Raw genomic sequence first — 17158 nt, forward strand, 5'->3', positions numbered from 1 at the left:
GACATGAGCGACATCGTGACGCTGGACCCGCGGCGGATCCGCGAACTGTTCGACCTGCGCAGCGACGTGTACGCGTCCCGGGGTGGCTCGTTCGAGAAGGACCCGTACCCGGACTTTCACCGGCTGCGGGAGACGGGCCCCGTTCACCCCGGCGTCCTCGGGCCGCTCGTCGGCTACCACGGCGAGGGGTTCTTCCAGGGGCTCCCCTTCCCGGAGCTACCGCATTTCTCGGTCTTCGACTACGCCACCTGCCAGGACGTCCTGCGCGCCGGCGACACGTTCGTCTCCCGGCCGACGGCCCCCGGCCCCGAGCTCGACATGGCCGACTCGGTCATGCTCTATTTCGACGGCGACCGGCACCGCCGCTACCGGGCGCTCGTCCAGGGGTCGTTCGTGCCCAAGCGCGGCCCCTGGTGGACCGAGCGCTGGGTCCGGGCAACGGTGGACGCCCTCATCGACACGTTCGAGAGCAACGGGCGGGCGGACCTCAACGTCGAGTTCTGCGCCGCGATCCCCCTGCTGACGATCTGCGGCAGCTTCGGCGTGGGCGCCGAGGACGCGCTGCGCATCCGCGAGGCGGCGACCTCCGACGGCCGCGACCGGGCCGTGCTCGCTGAGATCCTCCTGCCCATCATCAGGGCGCGGCGGCTCGAGCCGAAGGACGACATCATCAGCGTGCTCGTCCAGGCCGAGCTCACCGAGGACGGCACCCGCCAGGCCCTGTCCGACACCGACATCCTGGGCTTCGCCCTCCTCCTGCTGGCCGCGGGCTCGGGCACGACCTGGAAGCAGATGGGCATCACGCTGCTCGCGCTGCTGACCCACCCGCACTCGCTGGAGGCCGTCCGGGCGGACCGGGCGCTGCTGCGCCCGGCGATCGAGGAGTCCCTGCGCTGGCTGCCGACCGACCCGATGTTCTCCCGCTACGCCCTCCGGGACACGGAGCTCGGTGGGGTCGCGATCCCGGCCGGCTCGGTGGTGCACCTGTGCTTCGCGGCGGCGAACCGCGACCCGGCCCGCTGGGAGCGCCCGGACGAGTTCGACCCGTCCCGCCCGCCGGGTGCCCACCTCGGCTTCGGCGGCGGCCCGCACATCTGCCTGGGCATGCACGTCGCCCGGGCGGAACTCCACACCGCCATCGACGCGCTGCTCGACCGCCTGCCCGGCCTGCGCCTCGACGAGGACGCCGAGCCGCCGAAGATCGTCGGGATGTACGAGCGGGGACCGACGTCGGTGCCGGTGGTGTGGGAGACCCGATGACCGAGCAGACGTCGAACGAGCAGGCGCCGCCCGGGTCGACGCTGGTCGTCGAGGCGTTCGAGCGGGTGGCGCCGCCGCTGACCGAGCGGACCGCCGCGTTCTGGACCTCCGGCGCGGACGGCGTGCTGCGGATCGCCCGCTGCCACGACTGCGGGCGTTACCTGCACCCACCGCGGCCGACCTGCCCTGCCTGCCGGGGACGCGACGTCGGGTTCACACCGGTCTCCGGCCGCGCCGTGGTGTGGTCGTGGACGGTGAACCGCTACGGCTGGGTGCCGTCGATGCCGCCGCCGTACGTGGTCGCCGACGTCGAACTCGTCGAGCAGCCCGGCCTGCGGCTGCTCACCAACGTCCTCGACTGCCCGCCCGAGTCGATGCGCGTCGGCCTGCCAGTACGGGTCTGCTTCAGCAAGGTCGGCGACGCGTACATACCGCTCTTCCGGCCGGAGGCCGGCGATAGGCACAGCCGGCCGGAGGCCGGCGATGGGCACAGCCGGCCGGAGGCCGGCGATGGGCACAGCCGGCCGGAGGCCGGCGATGGGCACAGCCGGCCGGAGGCCGGCGATGGGCACAGCCGGCCGGAGGTCGGCGATGGAGCGGGCTGAGGGTCGGGCGGTCGTCAGCGGGGTGGGGCGGTCGCGGATCGGGCGGCGGCTTGGGGTCGATCCGTGGGAGCTGACCGCGGACGCGGCCCTGGCCGCGATCGCCGATGCCGGGCTTACGGCTGACGACATCGACGGGGTGTCGACCTATCCGGGGGCGTTCTGGTCGACGCCGGGGATCACCGGCGCCGGCGTCGATGACGTCCGGTCGATGCTGGGGCTGAAGACGCGCTGGCACACCGGCGGCGGCGAGCTCGCCGGCCAGCTGGGGTCGGTGGTCAACGCGGTCCTGGCCATCGCCACCGGCTTCGCGACCCATGTCCTGTGCTTCCGGACGGTGTGGGAGTCCACCGCGCAGCAGGGCTTCGGCAACCGCGCCGCGACACTGCTGAGCGGCGGCGGCACATCCGGCCAGCCGGTGCGTTTCGGCCGCGAGCTGACGCAGTGGACCACCCCGTTCGGGATCGGCTACCCGAGCCACGCCGCGCTGGACATGCAGCGACGCATGGAGCTGGCCGGCGCCACGCGGGAGCAGTTCGCCCAGCTGGCGCTCGCCGCTCGCCGCTACGCGGCGCGCAACGAGTCCGCGGTCTACCGCGAGCCGCTCACGCTCGACACGTACCTGAACGCTCGGATGATCTCCGATCCGGTCTGCCTCTATGACTGCGACGTTCCGGTGGACGGTTCGGTGGCCTTCGTCGTCTCCAGCGTCGCCCAGGCCGCCGACCCCGCCCGCGCGGTCGCGTTCGAGGCGCTCGGCAGCGCGTCCGGCTTCGACGAGGCGGCGGCGATGATGTGGGCGCGTACCGACCTCAAGCCGGCGGACGTCGACGTCGCGCAGGTCTACGACGGGTTCACGGTCTATGCGATCCGCTGGCTGGAGGCGCTCGGCTTCTGCGGTCGCTACGAAGGCACCGCCTACCTCGACGGAGGCGAACGCATCGGCCCGGACGGCGAGCTGCCGACCAACACCGGTGGCGGCCAGCTCTCCGGCGGCCGGCTGCACGGGTACGGCGGCCTACTCGAGGCGTGCCTGCAGCTGCGCGGCGAGGCCGGCGCCCATCAGCTCGCCTCCGGTCCCCAGGTGGCCGTCGTGACGAGCGGCGCCGAGCAGTTCACCTCCTCGCTGCTCCTCGGCGCGCCCCGATGACCGCCATCCGAGCCACCGCCATCCGAGCCACCGCCGCCCGAACCGCCGCCGCCCGAACCGCCGCTCAAGTCCTTGCCCGAGCCGTCACCCGACAGGAGCAATGCTGATGTTGCCCGAGTCCACGAAGATCATGTCGGCTGACGATCACATGATCGAGCCGGCGCACCTGTGGGTCGAGCGCGTGCCCGCACGGTTCCGCGACGCCTGCCCGCGCATCGTCGAGGTCGACGGCCGCCAGGCCTGGCTCTACGAGGGTGAGCTCACCTACATCCCGATGGGTTCCTGCCGGGCGTTGCCCGGCTTCTCCGAGGCCGGCTACCCGCCGGCGCCGGGCACCGCCCGTTACGACGAGATCCGGCCCGGCTGCTACGACCCCGACGAGCGGCTGAAGGACATGGACATCGACGGCGTGTGGGGCCAGCTGTGCTTCCCCAACTACGCCCGCTTCGCCGGCCACCGGTTCTTCCTGAACGTGTCCGACCCCGAGCTCGCGCTCGCCTGCCTGCGCACCTACAACGACTACCTGCTCGACGAGTGGTGCGCGACCGACCGCGACCGGCTCTTCGGCGCGGCGATCCTGCCCCTGCACGACCTCGACGCGGCGGTCGCCGAGCTGAAGCGGGTGCTCGCGAAGGGCGCCCGGACGATCGCCTTCTCCGAGAACCCGACCGTGCTCGGCCTGCCGTCGGTGCACACCGACCACTGGGACCCGCTGTGGGCGGTCATGAACGACGCGGAGATCCCGGTGTGCATGCACATCGGCAGCTCGTCGCGGCTGATGACGACGTCGGCGGACGCCCCGCCGCCGGTGCTGGTCGCGCTCCTCGGGGTGAACTCGATGATGACCTGCGCCGACTGGCTGTTCAGCGGGATCCTGGAGCGTTTCCCCCGGCTGAAGGTGGTGCTCTCCGAGGGTGGCGCGGGCTGGATTCCCTACATCCTGGAGCGCGCTGAGAAGGCCTTCCATGACAACCGGATCAGTACGGACGTCACCATCGGCCAGGCCGGCGCGAAGGAATCTCGCCCGCCGCGCGAGGTCTTCGCCCGGCACATGTACGCCTGCCTCGTCGACGAACGGTTCGCGCTGCGCAGCCTCGGCGACGTACCCGTCGACAACCTGCTCTTCGAGGGCGACTACCCGCACGGCGACGGCCTGTGGCCGAACAACCGCGCTTACCTGGAGAAGACGCTCGCCGACGTCCCGGCCGCCGACGCCGTAAAGATCGCCGAAACAAATCTTCGCGCCCTGCTGCGCGCCTGACGGGCATTCGACTACTCGGCTGTCGCCATACGCCGTAGCAAAAGCCCGACCACCGGTTGCCCAGTCACCGGCCCATGTCTGGCGCCCTGAACATATACCCGCCCGTTAGGGAGTGGCATGCCGTACAACCTGCTCGCCGGAGTACGCGTCGTGGAGGCGTCGATGTACGCCTTCGCGCCGTCGGCCGGCGCGGTGCTCGCCGACTGGGGCGCCGACGTGATCAAAGTCGTGCCGCCCGGAACCCTGGACCCGATGAACGGAAATCCCGTCGCCGGGCTGCCCGACCGCGAGGTCGGCGTCGCGTTCATGTGGGAGATCACCAATCGGGGAAAGCGGTGTGTCGGCGTCGACCAGCGCACCGACGGGGGCCAGCGGGTGATGGCCGCGCTGGTCGGCTCGGCCGACGTCTTCATCACCAACCTGCTGCCCAGCGCGCGGCGCCGTTTCCGGGTCGACGTCGGCGACCTCACCGCCGTCAAGCCGGATCTCGTCTACGCCAGGGCCAGCGGGCACGGCCCGCGCGGGCCGGAATGCGACGCCGGCGGTTTCGACCACACCGACTTCTGGGCCCGCACCGGCATGGCCCACGCGGCGAGCCAGGTCAGCGAGGAGTTCGTGCCGCAGCCGGGCCCGGCGCTCGGCGACCTCGCCTCCGGCGCGTTCCTCGCCGGCGGCATCGCGGCCGCGCTGTTCCGCCGGGAGCGCACCGGCCACGGCGCGGTGGTCGACGTCTCGCTCCTGTCGTCGGGGATGTGGATGTTCTCGCCCGGCGTGGTCGCGAGCCAGCTCTACGACGTGGACGCGATTCCGCGCAACCGGCACCGCCACCTGCCGAACCCTTTCGTCGCCGCCTACCTGACCCGCGACGGCCGGCTCGTCTACCTGTCCGGTATCCAGACGGAGAAGCACGTCGAGGAGTTCTTCCAAGCCGCGGGGCGGGCGGACCTGCTCGCCGACCCGCGGTTCGCGACGGCGGCGGCCCGGGCCGAGAACGCGGCGGCCTGCATCGGGGTCCTCGACGAGATCTTCGCGGACCGCGACCTGGCGTACTGGACCGAGCTGCTCGGGCGGCTCGCGACGCCATGGTCGCTGGTGCAGACCGCCCAGGAGGCCGCGAACGATCCTCAGGCCCGGTCGAACAACTTCGTGACGACCGTGCGGAAGGGTTCCCAGGAGTACCCGCTCGTGGCCAGTCCCGCACAGTTCGACGACGTGCCACCGGCCCTGGCACCGGCCCCCGCGCACGGCGAGCACACCGACGAGGTCCTGTTGGAGCACGGCTTCACCTGGGACGAGATCATGGGCTTCAAGGAGGCCGGCGCCGTTCTGTGAGAACGGAAACAGAAGCAACTCCCGCATTCCTTTCCCGTACGCCTTTCCTGTACGCCTTTCCAGTAGTTCCGCTCCATTAATTCCGCCCGTCACCATGACAGGAATCGCGCGGCCCCGGCCGGATCGATCCGCTCGGCTGGAAATCCTCAGCCAGCACACGCGGTCTCGTCCGCCCGGGCCTGCGACACAACGGAGGTTCAACGTGCGAAACACCCGAAGACTCGCTTCCACGGCTGCCATCGCGGGCCTTTTATTCACCGCCGCCGCGTGCGGCGGCGGCGATGACGGCGGCAGCGACGGCGGCGCGAAGCCCACGGCGTCGACGCAGGCGCTCGGTCCCGACGCGTTCAAGCCGGGGCCGGACTCGGGCTGGACCAACAACGGCGTCAAGGTCGACCCGGCCAAGCTCGACTGCGCCACCCCGGGCGGCGAACCGGCCCGCGGCGTGACCGACACCGAGATCAAGGTTGGCGGCCTGATCAGCCAGTCCAGCACGAGCGGGCCGATCAACACCGGGATGGACGTCGGCGCAAAGGTCCGGTTCAGTCGCGAGAACGACGCGGGCGGCGTCAACGGACGCAAGATCAACTTTATCGGCGCACGTGACGACGGCTCCGACGCCGCCCGGACGTTGACCCAGGCCGAGTCCCTCGTCGCCGACGGCGTCTTCGCGGCCGTGCCCGCCGTCGTCCGCACCGGCAACTTCCTCGACTCGTTCTGCAAGAGCGGGACGCCGTACTTCGGCTGGGGTGTCGCCGCGCCTTACTGCGACAGCGCCATCGGCTTCGGGGTGACCGGCTGCCTGGTGGCCGAGGCGGACTCGCCAGCACTCACGACCACGTGGGCGATGGCCGCGAGCGGCATTCTCGGCGGCAGCGCGGGCAAGAGCGTGGCGTTCATCGGCGTCGACATCGACTCCGCGAAGAACGGCATCAACCTCGCGGCGAAGGGCGTCAAGGTGGCCGGGTTCTCCGTCCCCTACTCCAAGAACCCGGTGCCGGCCTCCGGGCTCACCGACCCGACGGCGCTCGTCAACGACCTGATGCGCGCCGACAAGGGCGCCCCGCCGGACCTGATCGTGACGATCGTGGACTTTGCCCCGGCGCTCAAGCTCATCGACGCGCTGCGGGCGGCGGGCTACCAGGGCAAGATCCTGACACCGCTCGGCTACGACCCGCGGCTGACCGGTCTCAAGGACCTCGACGGGACCTACACGCTGGTCCAGTGGGCACCCGCTGAGAGCGGCTCGGCCGCCGACGACCAGCTCAAGGCGGACTTCGCCAAGTACGCCCCCGACCAGGCGATCGGCCTGACCGCCATGGCCGGCTACTGGACGGCGGACTTCTTCATCGACGCGCTCAAGAAGACCGGGAAGGACCTCACCCTCGCGAACCTGCTCAAGACGCTGAACGGCGGCAGCTACAGCTACCACGTCCCGGGTGCGGTCGGCGAGACCCAGTGGCCGGTCAACCACAGCACATCAGTGCCGTGCGCCTCCGTGGTCCAGCTGACCGGTGGCAAGTACGAGCAGACCGTGAAGCTCGCCTGCACGCCGCTCTTCCCGAACAACTGATGCGACCGTTCCCGATCCGGGCGGCGCGTCGACCGCCGGCCCTACGGTCCGCCCGGGCCGCAGCGGCCACGGCCACCGACCGGCCCGGATCGGGAACGAACGGAGGGCGCCCGGTGACACACGCGCACCCGGCAACGCGGTCGGCGCAACCAGCACAGTCCGCACAGCCAGTGACACAATCAGCACAGCCAGCGACACAGTCCGCGCGGTCGGCACGGTCCATCCTCGCGGCAGACCAGGTGACCATCGGCTGCCTCGCCCCGCGCACGGGAGACAGGGTCGCCGAGTTGGAGGACGCGGGCGCCGACGCGCTGTGGGTCGGCGGGCATGTGGCCTCGCCGAACGGCAGCGCCGAGGCGATGGTGTGGCTGGCAAGACTGTCCGCCCAGGCTCGGCGGGCAGTCATCGGATCAGCCGTGCTGCTACTGCCGCTCTACCAGCCGGCGATCGTCGCGAAGCAACTGGCCGACCTCGACGTGGCCACCGACGGCCGGATCGCCCTCGGCATCGGGGTGGGAGGCGAATATCCCGTCGAGTTCGAGGCCTGTCAGGTCCCGCTGGCCGGCCGGGGCGGTCGCACCGACGAAGCGATCGGCCTCGTGCGCGAACTGTGGAGCGCGCAGCCAGTCACGTGGCCGGGGCCGTTGTTCCCCATGGCGGGGGTAAGAGTGCAACCGGCGCCCTGCCAGCCCGGTGGGCCACCGGTCATCGTCGCGGGGCGGCAGCCCGCCGCGATGCGGCGCGCCGCGCTACTCGGCGACGGTTGGATGCCGTACTTGTTCTCTCCTGAGCGCTACGCCCGCTCGGTCGCCACCGTACGGGCCGAGGCGGACGCGGCCGGCCGGTCGCTGGACGAGTTCATCTGGGCGGCCTACGTCCCGTTCGTCATCGACGACGACGTATCCCGCGCCCGTCGCCGGGCCGCCGAGTTCCTCGGCGGCACCTACCGCCAGGACTTCGCCGCGATGATCGACCGGGTCGCCGTCACGGGCACTCCGGCGCAGGTCGCGCGGCGCCTGGCTGACTACATCGAGGCGGGCGCGCGACATCTCGCCCTGATGCCCGCCACCCGAGAGGGAGAGCACGACATGCTCCTGCAGGTCCTGACCGACATCGCGCCGCAGCTGCGCGCGGGCGGCCCGCGGCCCGCGGCCGGCGCCGCGCCGTCATCCACCGGCACCGGAGCCGCGCGATGACCCCCGCCGGGGATCACGCCACCGGCGCCGCGCCGGCCGGCACCATGTCCACCGCCACCGCCACCGCATCCACCGCCACCGTGCCGCCGGTGCCCGACACCCTCGAGCGGATGCTGTCGCCTGACTGGCTGACCGCGGCGCTCGGCCACCGGTTCCCCGGCATCGAGGTCACGGCGGTCACGCCCGGGCCGGTCATCAGCCGCGTCGCCACGAACGCCCGCTTCCGGATCACGTGCGCGGACGGCACCGCTCCGGCGGGGTTGTCGGCCGATCTCTGCGGCAAGGGCTACTTCACCGAGGCCGGCCGCGCCTTCCGGCAGGCGGGCGAACCGGAGGCCTGTTTCTATCGGGACGTGGCCGCCGCCGCCGGCCTGCGCACGCTGCACGCCGTGTACGCCGACTTCGACCCGTCGACCCACTACGGCGTCGTCATCACCGAGGATGTCGTCGCCGAGGGCGCCACCTTCCTCGACGCGCTGTCCGCGTACACCCCGGACCAGACGGCCGAAAGCCTGACCCAGCTCGCCGCGCTGCACACCGCGACCTGGTGCGACCCGGCGCTCGCCGACGCGCGCTGGGTCGCTCCCCGGCTGTCCAGCTACCTCGTGCAGCGCGGGGCCGACGAGATCCGGATGAACTACGACGGCCCGATCGGCGCGGGCGTCCCGGTCGAGATCCGCGACGCCGACCGGCTCGTCGCCGCCTACCGGCGGCTGGCCCTCGACGCGGCCGCCGCGTCGCCCTGGTCGCTGATCCACGGGGACCCGCACGTCGGCAACGTGTACCTGGACGCGGACGGTCGCCCGTCGTTCCTCGACTGGCAGCTGGTGCAGCGCGGGCCGTGGTACCTCGACGTCGGCTATCACCTCGCGTCCGCGCTGACGGTCGACGATCGCCGCCGCACCGAGGAGGACCTGGTCCGGCATTACCTGGACCAGCTGCGCGCCGGCGGCGTCGACGCGCCGTCCCTGGACGAGGCCTGGCTCGGCGTGCGCCGGGGCTTCGTCCACGGGTTGTTCCTCTGGGGCATCACGCTCAAGGTCGACTCGGCGATCACCAGCACTCTGCTGGCGCGCCTCGGGGCCGCGGCCGCCGACCACGACGCCCTCACCACCGTCCTCAACGACAAGGAGTAGCGATGACCACCACGACTTCGGCGGCCCCGTCGATCGAGGACCGCTGGCTACGCCTCGAGCCCATGAAGATCGGCTGGCTGGGCATGGAATGGGCGCGCTTCGAGCGCGAGATCCGGATGGCGTTCGACGAGGGCATCGAGCGGGGCGTGCTCGACCGCCGCTACGAGTTCCTGTTCGAACAGGACGCCGGCCTGCCCCAGGGAACGGCGAAGGGCGGTGTCGACGCGTTCCACCGGCTCGTCGACGCCGGCTGCCTGGCCATCGGCGGCGCCAACTACACCGACTCGGCGATAGCGCTCGCGGACCACGCGAACACCGCCCAGGTGCCGCTGGTCAGCATGTGCGGGACCGACATGTTCCATGGCGAGTACTGCTTCCGGCTGGGCAACGGCGACGTCGGCATCGACCCGGGGCTGATGGTCAACTGGCTCAAGCGCCAGGGTCACAAGCGGGTCGCCGTCGTCGCCCCGTGGTCGCCCATCTCCGAGGAGTACTTCCGTTTCTTCCTGCAGGAATGCCGGCGGCTGAAGATCTCGATCGCCGCGGTCGAGCACATCACCAACACCACGACCGTCGACGAGCTGGCGGCGAAGTTCGACGTGCTGCGCGCGGCCAACGCGGACGCCCTGGCCTGGCTGGGCTACGGCGGCCTCGTCGTCTCCGGGGCGGTGCGGGCCGCGCTGGAGAAGGTCGACTGGGACCCGCCGCGGATCATGACCACGGCGTTCATGCAGTACATCTGGGGCTTCGAGCAGCTCGACGGCTGGGTCGGCATCGACCAGTGGTGTCCGGAGAACCCGCGGATGCACCTGTTCCACCAGCGGTTCGTCGCCCGCTACGGCGAGGATCCGTGGATGTGGCCGAACGCCATCCCGGGCCTCGCCTACGACATCGCCGCGACGATCGTCGAGGGGCTGCACCGCGCGACCGTCCTCACCGGCCCGGGCGTGAAGCAGGGCATCGAGCGGATCCGGTTCATGCCGGCGGTCACCGGCGGCCCGAACACCCACATCGCCGGCGGCCCGTTCGACCACCAGCTGTTCAAGGGCGACTGGCTGCACTACGGCCGGGTCCGGGACGGGAAGCTCGAGTTCGAGGGGCTCTTCGAACCGACCGACGACTACTGAGCCGCCGCGTCCGAGCTCGACCAGCCAACCGGCGAAGAGAGTCAGCCAACCGGCGGAAAGAGAGGCAAGCACCGTGCGGACGAGAGCGGCCGTGCTGTTCGAGCAGCCGGGCAAGTGGGAGATCACCGAGGTGGAGCTCGAACCGCCCCGGCAGGACGAGCTGCTGATCCGGATGGCGGCGGCGGGCCTGTGCCATTCGGACGACCACATCGGGACCGGCGACCTGCCGGTGGCCGCCGGGTCGCTGCCGATGGCGGGCGGCCACGAGGGCGCCGGGGTCGTCGAGGCGGTCGGCCCGCACACGCCGGGGTGGCAGGTCGGTGACCGCGTCGTCCTGTCCTTCCTGCCGATGTGCGGGCTGTGCCGGTGGTGTGCGTCCGGGCTGCAGAACCTCTGCGACAACGGCTCCCGCGTCCTGTCCGGGATACGCGCCGACGGCAGCCGCCGGATGCGGGCGGGCGACCGTCCCGTGGGCCAGGCCGCCGGCGTCTCGACGTTCAGCGAGCTCACCACGGTCTCGGTGCAGTCGGCCGTGCACTGCCCGGATGACATTTCGCTGGAGGCCGCGTGCCTCACCAGCTGCGGGGTGAGCACCGGGTGGGGTGCGGCCGTCCGGTCCGCCGAGGTGAAGCCCGGTGACGTCGTCGTCGTGATGGGTGTCGGCGGCATCGGCATCAACGCGGTGCAGGGCGCGGCGCACGCGGGAGCCTCGGTCGTCATCGCCGTCGACCCGGTCGAGATGAAGCGGACGGCGGCGCTCGCCCTCGGGGCGACGCACGCGGTCGCCACCATGACCGAGGCGACCGACCTCGCCCGTGGCTTCACGAACGGGCAGGGTGCCGACTCGTCGATCCTCTGCGTGGGCGTGACCAAGCCGGAGCACATCGCCGAGGGCCTGGACGCGATCCGCAAGGCCGGAACCTGCGTGCTGGTCGGCATGGGCCGCGCCGATGAGGATCTCGGGCTGCCGGTCTCGATCCGGCACATCGTGCTCTACCAGAAGCGCATCCAGGGCTCGTTGTTCGGCTCCTCCAGCCCGTCGAAGGACATCCCGGCGATGCTCGCCCTCTACCAGCAGGGACGGCTCAAACTCGACGAACTCATCACCAGCCGTTACACGCTGGATGCCATCAATGACGGCTACGCCGACCTGCGCGCCGGCCGCAACCTGCGGGGAGTCATCACCTTCGACGGCTGATTCTCGGCCAGGCCTGGGCAGAGCCGCTGTCCCGTGAGCGACACCTGCGCGGAAACTCCGAGGAAGGTTGCGCCTCTACCGTCTCGTCGACCGGACGAACCCATCGGTGCTGCCGCCGGGGGCGTTTCTCGATTGGGGCGCGATGGCAACCACGCTCAGCATCCGTAGCGGACCGAACGTGGTGGTGGTGCCTCCCGGCCGGCCGTTCGTGGTGGGCCGCTCCGCGGCGTCGGACCTGGTCCTGTCCGACGGCCGCGTGTCGCGGCGCCACCTGCTGATCGAGCCGGCGCACGACGGCTGGGCCGTCGTCGACCTCAGCAGCAACGGCACCTGGCACGACGGGAGGCGGGTCCGCAGGGTCGAGCTGACGGGACAGGTCCGCCTGCGGCTCGGCACGGCGGACGGGCCCGAGGTCACGCTGCTCCCGGCTCCGGTCCCCGACCCGGAGCCACCGCGGGCGAGGACGGGCACACCCGCGGCGTACCTCACGGTGGAGCCGCCCGACCTGCCGCTCCCCCAGGTCCCCGAGGCGCCGCCCGCCCCGCGTCCCGCGCCCGCGACGCAGCCGCGCTCCGGCCCGCGGTCCGCGCCACGGACCGCGCCACGGACCGGGTCGCGGGCGCAGCCCCCGCCACGCGTCGGCGTCGGCGGCCTGACCGCCGGGCCGGGAGGCGCCACCGTCCCCACGCCGCCCACCGAGCGGGTGCCCATCACGTCGATCCCGCCAGCCATGGCGGCGAGGAGACCCGCCTCGCCCGCTTCCGTCGTCGCGGGGCCCGGCCGGGACGCCGGCCGCGGCGCGGACCAGGGCGCCGACGCGGGGCGCGACCTCGCCGACGCCGAGGACAGCCTCGGAGGGGACGTCATCGAGGCGCAGATCGAGGCGGACGCCAAGGCCGCCGCCGAGGCGGACTTCGACGAGCCAGACGACCCCGACGATCCCGCCGCGGACGGCCACCACGAGCTGCGGACCATGCAGCGCGACGACCTCGACCGGCTGCCCGGCCCGCTGCTGCCGCCCGTCGGCCGAGGTGGGCCCGCGACCGTCAGGCCGGGCGAGGGGCGCGTCCACCGACTCACCCGGGGCATGACGTCGATCGGGCGCGCGCTGGACAACGACATCGTCGTCGGCGACCTGCTGGCCTCCCGGCAGCACGCGGAGGTGTTTGTCGGGCGCAGCGGCGTCGAGGTCGTCGACCTCGGCTCGGCGAACGGCACGTTCGTCAACGGCCAGCGGGTCGAGCGCAGGCTGCTCGCCACCGGCGACGTCGTCGCCATCGGCCACCACATCCTGCGTGCCGGCGACGGTGAGCTCGTCGAGTACCTCGACACCGGCGACGTGACCTTCCAGGTCGACGGCCTGTGCGTCGACGCCGGTGACACCCGGCTCCTGCACGACGTCTCGTTCCGCCTGCCGGGCCACTCACTGCTCGCCGTCATCGGGCCCAGCGGCGCCGGGAAGTCGACGCTGCTCGGCGCGCTCACGGGGTTCCGCCCGGCGGACCTCGGCGCGGTGCGCTACGGCGGCCGCGACCTGTACGCCGAGTACGACGAGCTGCGCCGCCGGATCGGCTACGTGCCGCAGGACGACATCCTGCACACCTCGCTGACGGTACGCCAGGCCCTCGAGTACGGCGCCCAGCTGCGCTTCCCCGCCGAGACCACGAAACAGGAACGCGGCGCCCGGGTCGACGCCGTGCTGGCCGAGCTCGGCCTGACCGGCGGGCTCGCCGACCGGCAGGTCTCGACGTTGTCCGGCGGCCAGCGCAAACGCACCAGCGTCGCCCTCGAACTGCTCACCCAACCAACCCTGCTCTACCTCGACGAACCCACCTCCGGCCTCGACCCAGGCCTGGACAAGGAGGTGATGGAATCGCTGCGCCGCCTCGCCGACGGCGGCCGAACCGTCGTCGTCGTCACCCACAGCGTCGCCCAACTCGAACTCTGCGACTACGTCCTCGTCCTCGCAAAAGGCGGACACGTCGCCTACTTCGGCCCACCACAACACGCCCTGCCGTTCCTCGGCGAGGCCGACTGGGCGGACGCCTTCCGCGCGCTGCAGACAACCGAGGGCGCGGCGGATGTCGCCCGCCGCTACCGGGCGTCCAACCATTTCATCCAGGGCACGGCGGTCGTGCCGGCCGCGCGGCCACGGCCCGTCGCGCTGCCGAGCATCCGGCAGCAGTCGGTGTTCTGCCAACTGGGCACGCTGTCCCGGCGCTACCTGCGGGTCATCGTCTCCGACCGGTCCTACCTGCGACTCGTCATCGCCTACCCGTTCGTACTCGGCCTGATCCCGCGGGTGATGGACGCGCCGTTCGGGCTCACGGCCAGGCCGGACGGTCAGCCCAACCGGCAGGTCGCGCCGGTGCTGCTGGTCCTCGTCCTGTGTATCTGCTTCATGGGCGCGGCCAACGCGGTCCGCGAGATCGTCAAGGAACGCGAGATCTACCGCCGAGAACGCGGGATCGGCCTGTCGATCACCGCCTACCTCGGTTCCAAGATCTGCGTGCTGACACTCGTCACCGCCCTGCAGAGCGCCGTCGTGACGGCGATCGGCCTGGCCGGCCGCACGCCGGCGGCCGGCGTGGTGTCCGGCTACCCGCTGCTGGAACTGCTCGTGGTGGTGACCGCGACCGCGCTCGCGTCGACGATGCTCGGCCTGTTGATCTCGGCGCTCGTCGACGAGGCCGACAAGACGATGCCGCTGCTGGTGCTGGTGTCGATGGCGCAGATCATCTTCACCGGCGTGCTGATGCGCGTCACCGGCCGGATCGGGCTGGAGCAGGTCAGCTACGTCTTCCCGGCCCGCTGGGGCTTCGCCGGGCTCGCGTCGGCGACGGGCCTCGTCGACGTCGAGAGGCTGAACGACCCACGGCTCAATCCCGAGTCCGTCGTCGACCCGCTGTGGCTCCACACGCCCACGACGTTCCTGGTCGCCCTCGGCGGCACCGTCGCGCTCGGCGTCGCCTACACGGCCGTCACCGCCCTGCTGCTGCGGCGCCTGGACCCCCGCATCCTGCGCCGCGCCGCGCCGCGCGCCGCCCGGCGGCGCTAGCCGGCGGACCTCGATCCGCCAGAGCCGGGCGAAGCGCGAAGATGCCCAGGTGCCGGTCATCCGCCGCGGGCGTCCCGCGGACCTCGACACCCTGCTCGTCCTCATCCGCGAGTTCAACGAGGTCGACGGTCATGACCACGACGACGCCCGGGTGGCGCGCGCGCTCGGACCGCTCCTACGCGACGACGAGCACGGCCAGGTCTGGCTCATCGACGCGCCCGGCGTGCCGGGAAACGACGCGGCGGGCGGCGCGGTAGACGACGCCCTGCCGGTGGGCTATGCCGTCCTGTGCTGGGGCTACAGCCTGGAGTCGGGTGGGCGTGAGGCGGTGCTCGACGAGATCTTCGTCCGCGACCGCGGCCGCGGGCTCGGCTCCGTCGCGCTGCCCGAGCTGCTCGACGCCTGCCGGGCCGCCGGCGTCCTGCGCGTCTTCCTGGAGACCGAGGGGCCCAACGAGCGGGCCCGCCGGTTCTACCGTCGCCACGGTTTCCAGGACGAGACGTCCATCTGGATGACCCGCGACCTCTGACGCTTCCGGAAACCATTTCACGGACACGCGTTCTCGGCGCACCATGAGGTGACGAATGGGCCTTTCCCACCGCCGTCGCTGAATGCCCGCCCCATCGGCCGGGTCGAGAGACCACCGGGTCTTCCCAGCGGGTGCGCGGGCGTTTTCGGCGCGGCGGTACAGGCCGGCCCGAGGCGGGTCGGAAAGGCTCGGCGGCCGCGCGGTCGGGGGGGCTGGCGCAATGGTTGTGGTTACCGGGCTGCTCGCCCTGTGGGCGGTGGCCTTCGACCGGTGGATGGTCCACGTCGACACGGCCCTGCACGAGGGCGGCCACGCGCTCGCGGCGTACCTGACCGGCTGGCGGGTGGAGAGCATTCTCATCGACCGGGACGGCGGGGGCTCGACCTCCTCGTACACCTTCAGCAGGAAAGGACGAACCAGCCGGATCGCGATAGCCGCCGCGGGCTACACCAGCCCGCCGCTGGCGGGTCTCGCCGCCGCGAACCTGCTGGACACGGGCAACGTGACCGCGGTGCTGATCCTCACGGTGCTGGCGCTGGGCACGCTGCTTCTGGTCGTGGAGAACCGGTTCGGGGTCTTCGTCGTCCTGGCGACCGGGGGGATGCTCTACCTGCTCGGCCGGTGGGGGCCGGGCTGGGCCGAGGTGTGGGCCGCCTACTTCCTCACCTGGTCGCTGCTGCTGTCGGGCGTGAAGTCGGTGGTCATCCTTCGCCAGGCACGCTGGCACGGAGCACGCGGCTCGGACGCCGACCGCCTCGCCGAGCTGACCCACCTACCGGCGTTCCTCTGGGTTCTCGGCTTCGCTGCCGTGAGTGCGGTCTGCCTGGTGAAGGGCGCCGTCATCCTGGTTGGCTGACGGCGCCCCGCACCCGCGCATCCACCCGGCCGGGCGCCCGCGGGCGCCGCCGCGTCGTCCGCGGCGGCGCCGCGTCAGCCCTGCCGGGTGAGGGTCGCGTCGCCGGTGCCGTAGCCGACGTCGTCGAAGTGGTAGGTCAGGTTGCCGCTCCCGTCGAGCGCCAGGAACAACGTCGTGTCGAAGCAGTCGCTCTGGCCGATGGTGATGTGCTCGGACACCTGCACCGTCGTCCCGGTAGCGGAGAGCAGCAGGTCACCGGAACAGGGAACCGTCGGGTAGCTCGACGTGCCGACGACGCTGCCGACCGCCCCGCCCGTCAGCGTGATGGTGACGTTGTACTGAACGGTGTTGGTGCCCTGCTGCCTCACCGAGCCGGACCAGGTGCCGCGCATGGCTGCCGGAAGCTGGTTCGGGCCAGCCGACGCCGGGGCGCTCGGCGTCGGCGTTCCGGGAGCCGACGGCGTGGCCCCCGGGGGCGTCGTCGCCGGGGGCGCGGGCGCGCCGGTCCCGCCGGCCGGAGGCGGGAACCGGGTGGCGAAGTCCTTGGCCGTCTGGCCGCGGCTGGGGTAGACCGGCGCGAGCGCCGTCAGGAGGACCGCGGCGAGGATCAGCACGCAGGACACGCCGACGATGATCTGGTCGAGGGCGGGCAGCGCCTGGATTCCCCGGCCGCGTTCCGGGGCCGGCGTCGGCGCGGGTCCCTGTGCTGGCCCGAATGCCTGTGCTGGCCCGAATCCCTGTGCTGGGCCGAATCCCTGTGCTGGCGGGGTGCCCCATGCCGGCGTCGTCGGCGGCGGCCCGGCGATCGGCACCGGTGGGCCGGCGGGCGGCGCGGGCGTCATCGGCGGCGCGGCGCCTGCCAGCGGCACAGGGCCCGTCC

Annotated in this window: 13 protein-coding genes and 1 pseudogene; 13 read left to right on the forward strand and 1 reads right to left on the reverse strand. The window is 72.1% G+C overall.

The features are described from left to right. Positions 1-3: 3 nt before the first annotated feature. From FRCN3DRAFT_RS0232190 to FRCN3DRAFT_RS0232250, 13 genes are all read left to right on the forward strand, one after another. Positions 4-1260, forward strand: coding sequence for a cytochrome P450 (locus FRCN3DRAFT_RS0232190; RefSeq protein WP_007508501.1), 1257 nt, complete (start codon positions 4-6; stop codon positions 1258-1260). After that, on the forward strand, positions 1257-1865 hold the full coding sequence (locus FRCN3DRAFT_RS56710; protein ID WP_007508503.1) for a Zn-ribbon domain-containing OB-fold protein: 609 nt from the start codon (positions 1257-1259) through the stop codon (positions 1863-1865). Before FRCN3DRAFT_RS0232190 ends, FRCN3DRAFT_RS56710 begins: the two co-directional genes overlap by 4 nt. Continuing rightward, positions 1852-3012 carry a thiolase family protein gene (locus FRCN3DRAFT_RS0232200; protein ID WP_007508504.1) on the forward strand — a complete coding sequence of 387 codons (1161 nt, stop codon included), beginning with the start codon at positions 1852-1854 and terminating at the stop codon, positions 3010-3012. The genes FRCN3DRAFT_RS56710 and FRCN3DRAFT_RS0232200 overlap by 14 nt, the downstream gene beginning before the upstream one ends. Before the next feature lie 106 nt (positions 3013-3118). Continuing rightward, a complete protein-coding gene (locus tag FRCN3DRAFT_RS0232205) occupies positions 3119-4273 on the forward strand; it encodes an amidohydrolase family protein (RefSeq protein ID WP_007508506.1) in 1155 nt (384 codons plus the stop codon). A 117-nt stretch (positions 4274-4390) separates the two neighbouring features. Continuing rightward, positions 4391-5605 carry a CaiB/BaiF CoA transferase family protein gene (locus FRCN3DRAFT_RS0232210; RefSeq protein ID WP_007508507.1) on the forward strand — a complete coding sequence of 405 codons (1215 nt, stop codon included), beginning with the start codon at positions 4391-4393 and terminating at the stop codon, positions 5603-5605. 202 nt (positions 5606-5807) lie between these two features. Further along, positions 5808-7178: an ABC transporter substrate-binding protein gene (locus tag FRCN3DRAFT_RS0232215; RefSeq protein ID WP_007508509.1), complete on the forward strand. Its 1371-nt coding sequence runs from the start codon at positions 5808-5810 to the stop codon at positions 7176-7178. A gap of 239 nt (positions 7179-7417) precedes the next feature. Continuing rightward, positions 7418-8374: an LLM class flavin-dependent oxidoreductase gene (locus FRCN3DRAFT_RS0232220; RefSeq protein WP_035925448.1), complete on the forward strand. Its 957-nt coding sequence runs from the start codon at positions 7418-7420 to the stop codon at positions 8372-8374. 44 nt (positions 8375-8418) lie between these two features. Then, positions 8419-9510, forward strand: a complete 1092-nt coding sequence (locus tag FRCN3DRAFT_RS0232225; protein WP_035930444.1) for a phosphotransferase family protein — start codon at positions 8419-8421, stop codon at positions 9508-9510. 2 nt (positions 9511-9512) lie between these two features. Then, entirely contained in the window at positions 9513-10637 is a 1125-nt protein-coding gene (locus FRCN3DRAFT_RS0232230; protein ID WP_007508514.1) for an ABC transporter substrate-binding protein, read from the forward strand. A 73-nt stretch (positions 10638-10710) separates the two neighbouring features. Further along, entirely contained in the window at positions 10711-11835 is a 1125-nt protein-coding gene (locus FRCN3DRAFT_RS0232235; protein ID WP_007508516.1) for an NDMA-dependent alcohol dehydrogenase, read from the forward strand. Positions 11836-11977: 142 nt separating this feature from the next. Then, positions 11978-14893, forward strand: a complete 2916-nt coding sequence (locus tag FRCN3DRAFT_RS0232240; RefSeq protein ID WP_027141130.1) for an FHA domain-containing protein — start codon at positions 11978-11980, stop codon at positions 14891-14893. Positions 14894-14942: 49 nt separating this feature from the next. Continuing rightward, entirely contained in the window at positions 14943-15422 is a 480-nt protein-coding gene (locus FRCN3DRAFT_RS0232245) for a GNAT family N-acetyltransferase (RefSeq protein ID WP_007508520.1), read from the forward strand. A 220-nt stretch (positions 15423-15642) separates the two neighbouring features. After that, the gene (locus FRCN3DRAFT_RS0232250) at positions 15643-16278 is read left to right on the forward strand and encodes a M50 family metallopeptidase (protein WP_007508522.1); all 636 of its coding nucleotides are present in this window, start codon (positions 15643-15645) and stop codon (positions 16276-16278) included. Between the two features lie 74 nt (positions 16279-16352). Here the strand turns inward: FRCN3DRAFT_RS0232250 and FRCN3DRAFT_RS0232255 are convergent. Further along, positions 16353-17158 (reverse strand): annotated as a pseudogene (locus FRCN3DRAFT_RS0232255) (hypothetical protein); the annotation flags it as partial.

The organism is Pseudofrankia saprophytica, assembly GCF_000235425.2.
GTDB lineage: Bacteria > Actinomycetota > Actinomycetes > Frankiales > Frankiaceae > Pseudofrankia > Pseudofrankia saprophytica.

Coding starts and splice junctions, on each gene's coding strand:
- FRCN3DRAFT_RS0232225 (WP_035930444.1), top strand. CDS start 8,419: ATGTCCACCGCCACCGCCACCGCATCCACCGCCACCGTGCCGCCGGTG.
- FRCN3DRAFT_RS56710 (WP_007508503.1), top strand. CDS start 1,257: ATGACCGAGCAGACGTCGAACGAGCAGGCGCCGCCCGGGTCGACGCTG.
- FRCN3DRAFT_RS0232210 (WP_007508507.1), top strand. CDS start 4,391: ATGCCGTACAACCTGCTCGCCGGAGTACGCGTCGTGGAGGCGTCGATG.
- FRCN3DRAFT_RS0232230 (WP_007508514.1), top strand. CDS start 9,513: ATGACCACCACGACTTCGGCGGCCCCGTCGATCGAGGACCGCTGGCTA.
- FRCN3DRAFT_RS0232205 (WP_007508506.1), top strand. CDS start 3,119: ATGTTGCCCGAGTCCACGAAGATCATGTCGGCTGACGATCACATGATC.
- FRCN3DRAFT_RS0232250 (WP_007508522.1), top strand. CDS start 15,643: ATGGTTGTGGTTACCGGGCTGCTCGCCCTGTGGGCGGTGGCCTTCGAC.
- FRCN3DRAFT_RS0232190 (WP_007508501.1), top strand. CDS start 4: ATGAGCGACATCGTGACGCTGGACCCGCGGCGGATCCGCGAACTGTTC.
- FRCN3DRAFT_RS0232240 (WP_027141130.1), top strand. CDS start 11,978: ATGGCAACCACGCTCAGCATCCGTAGCGGACCGAACGTGGTGGTGGTG.
- FRCN3DRAFT_RS0232200 (WP_007508504.1), top strand. CDS start 1,852: ATGGAGCGGGCTGAGGGTCGGGCGGTCGTCAGCGGGGTGGGGCGGTCG.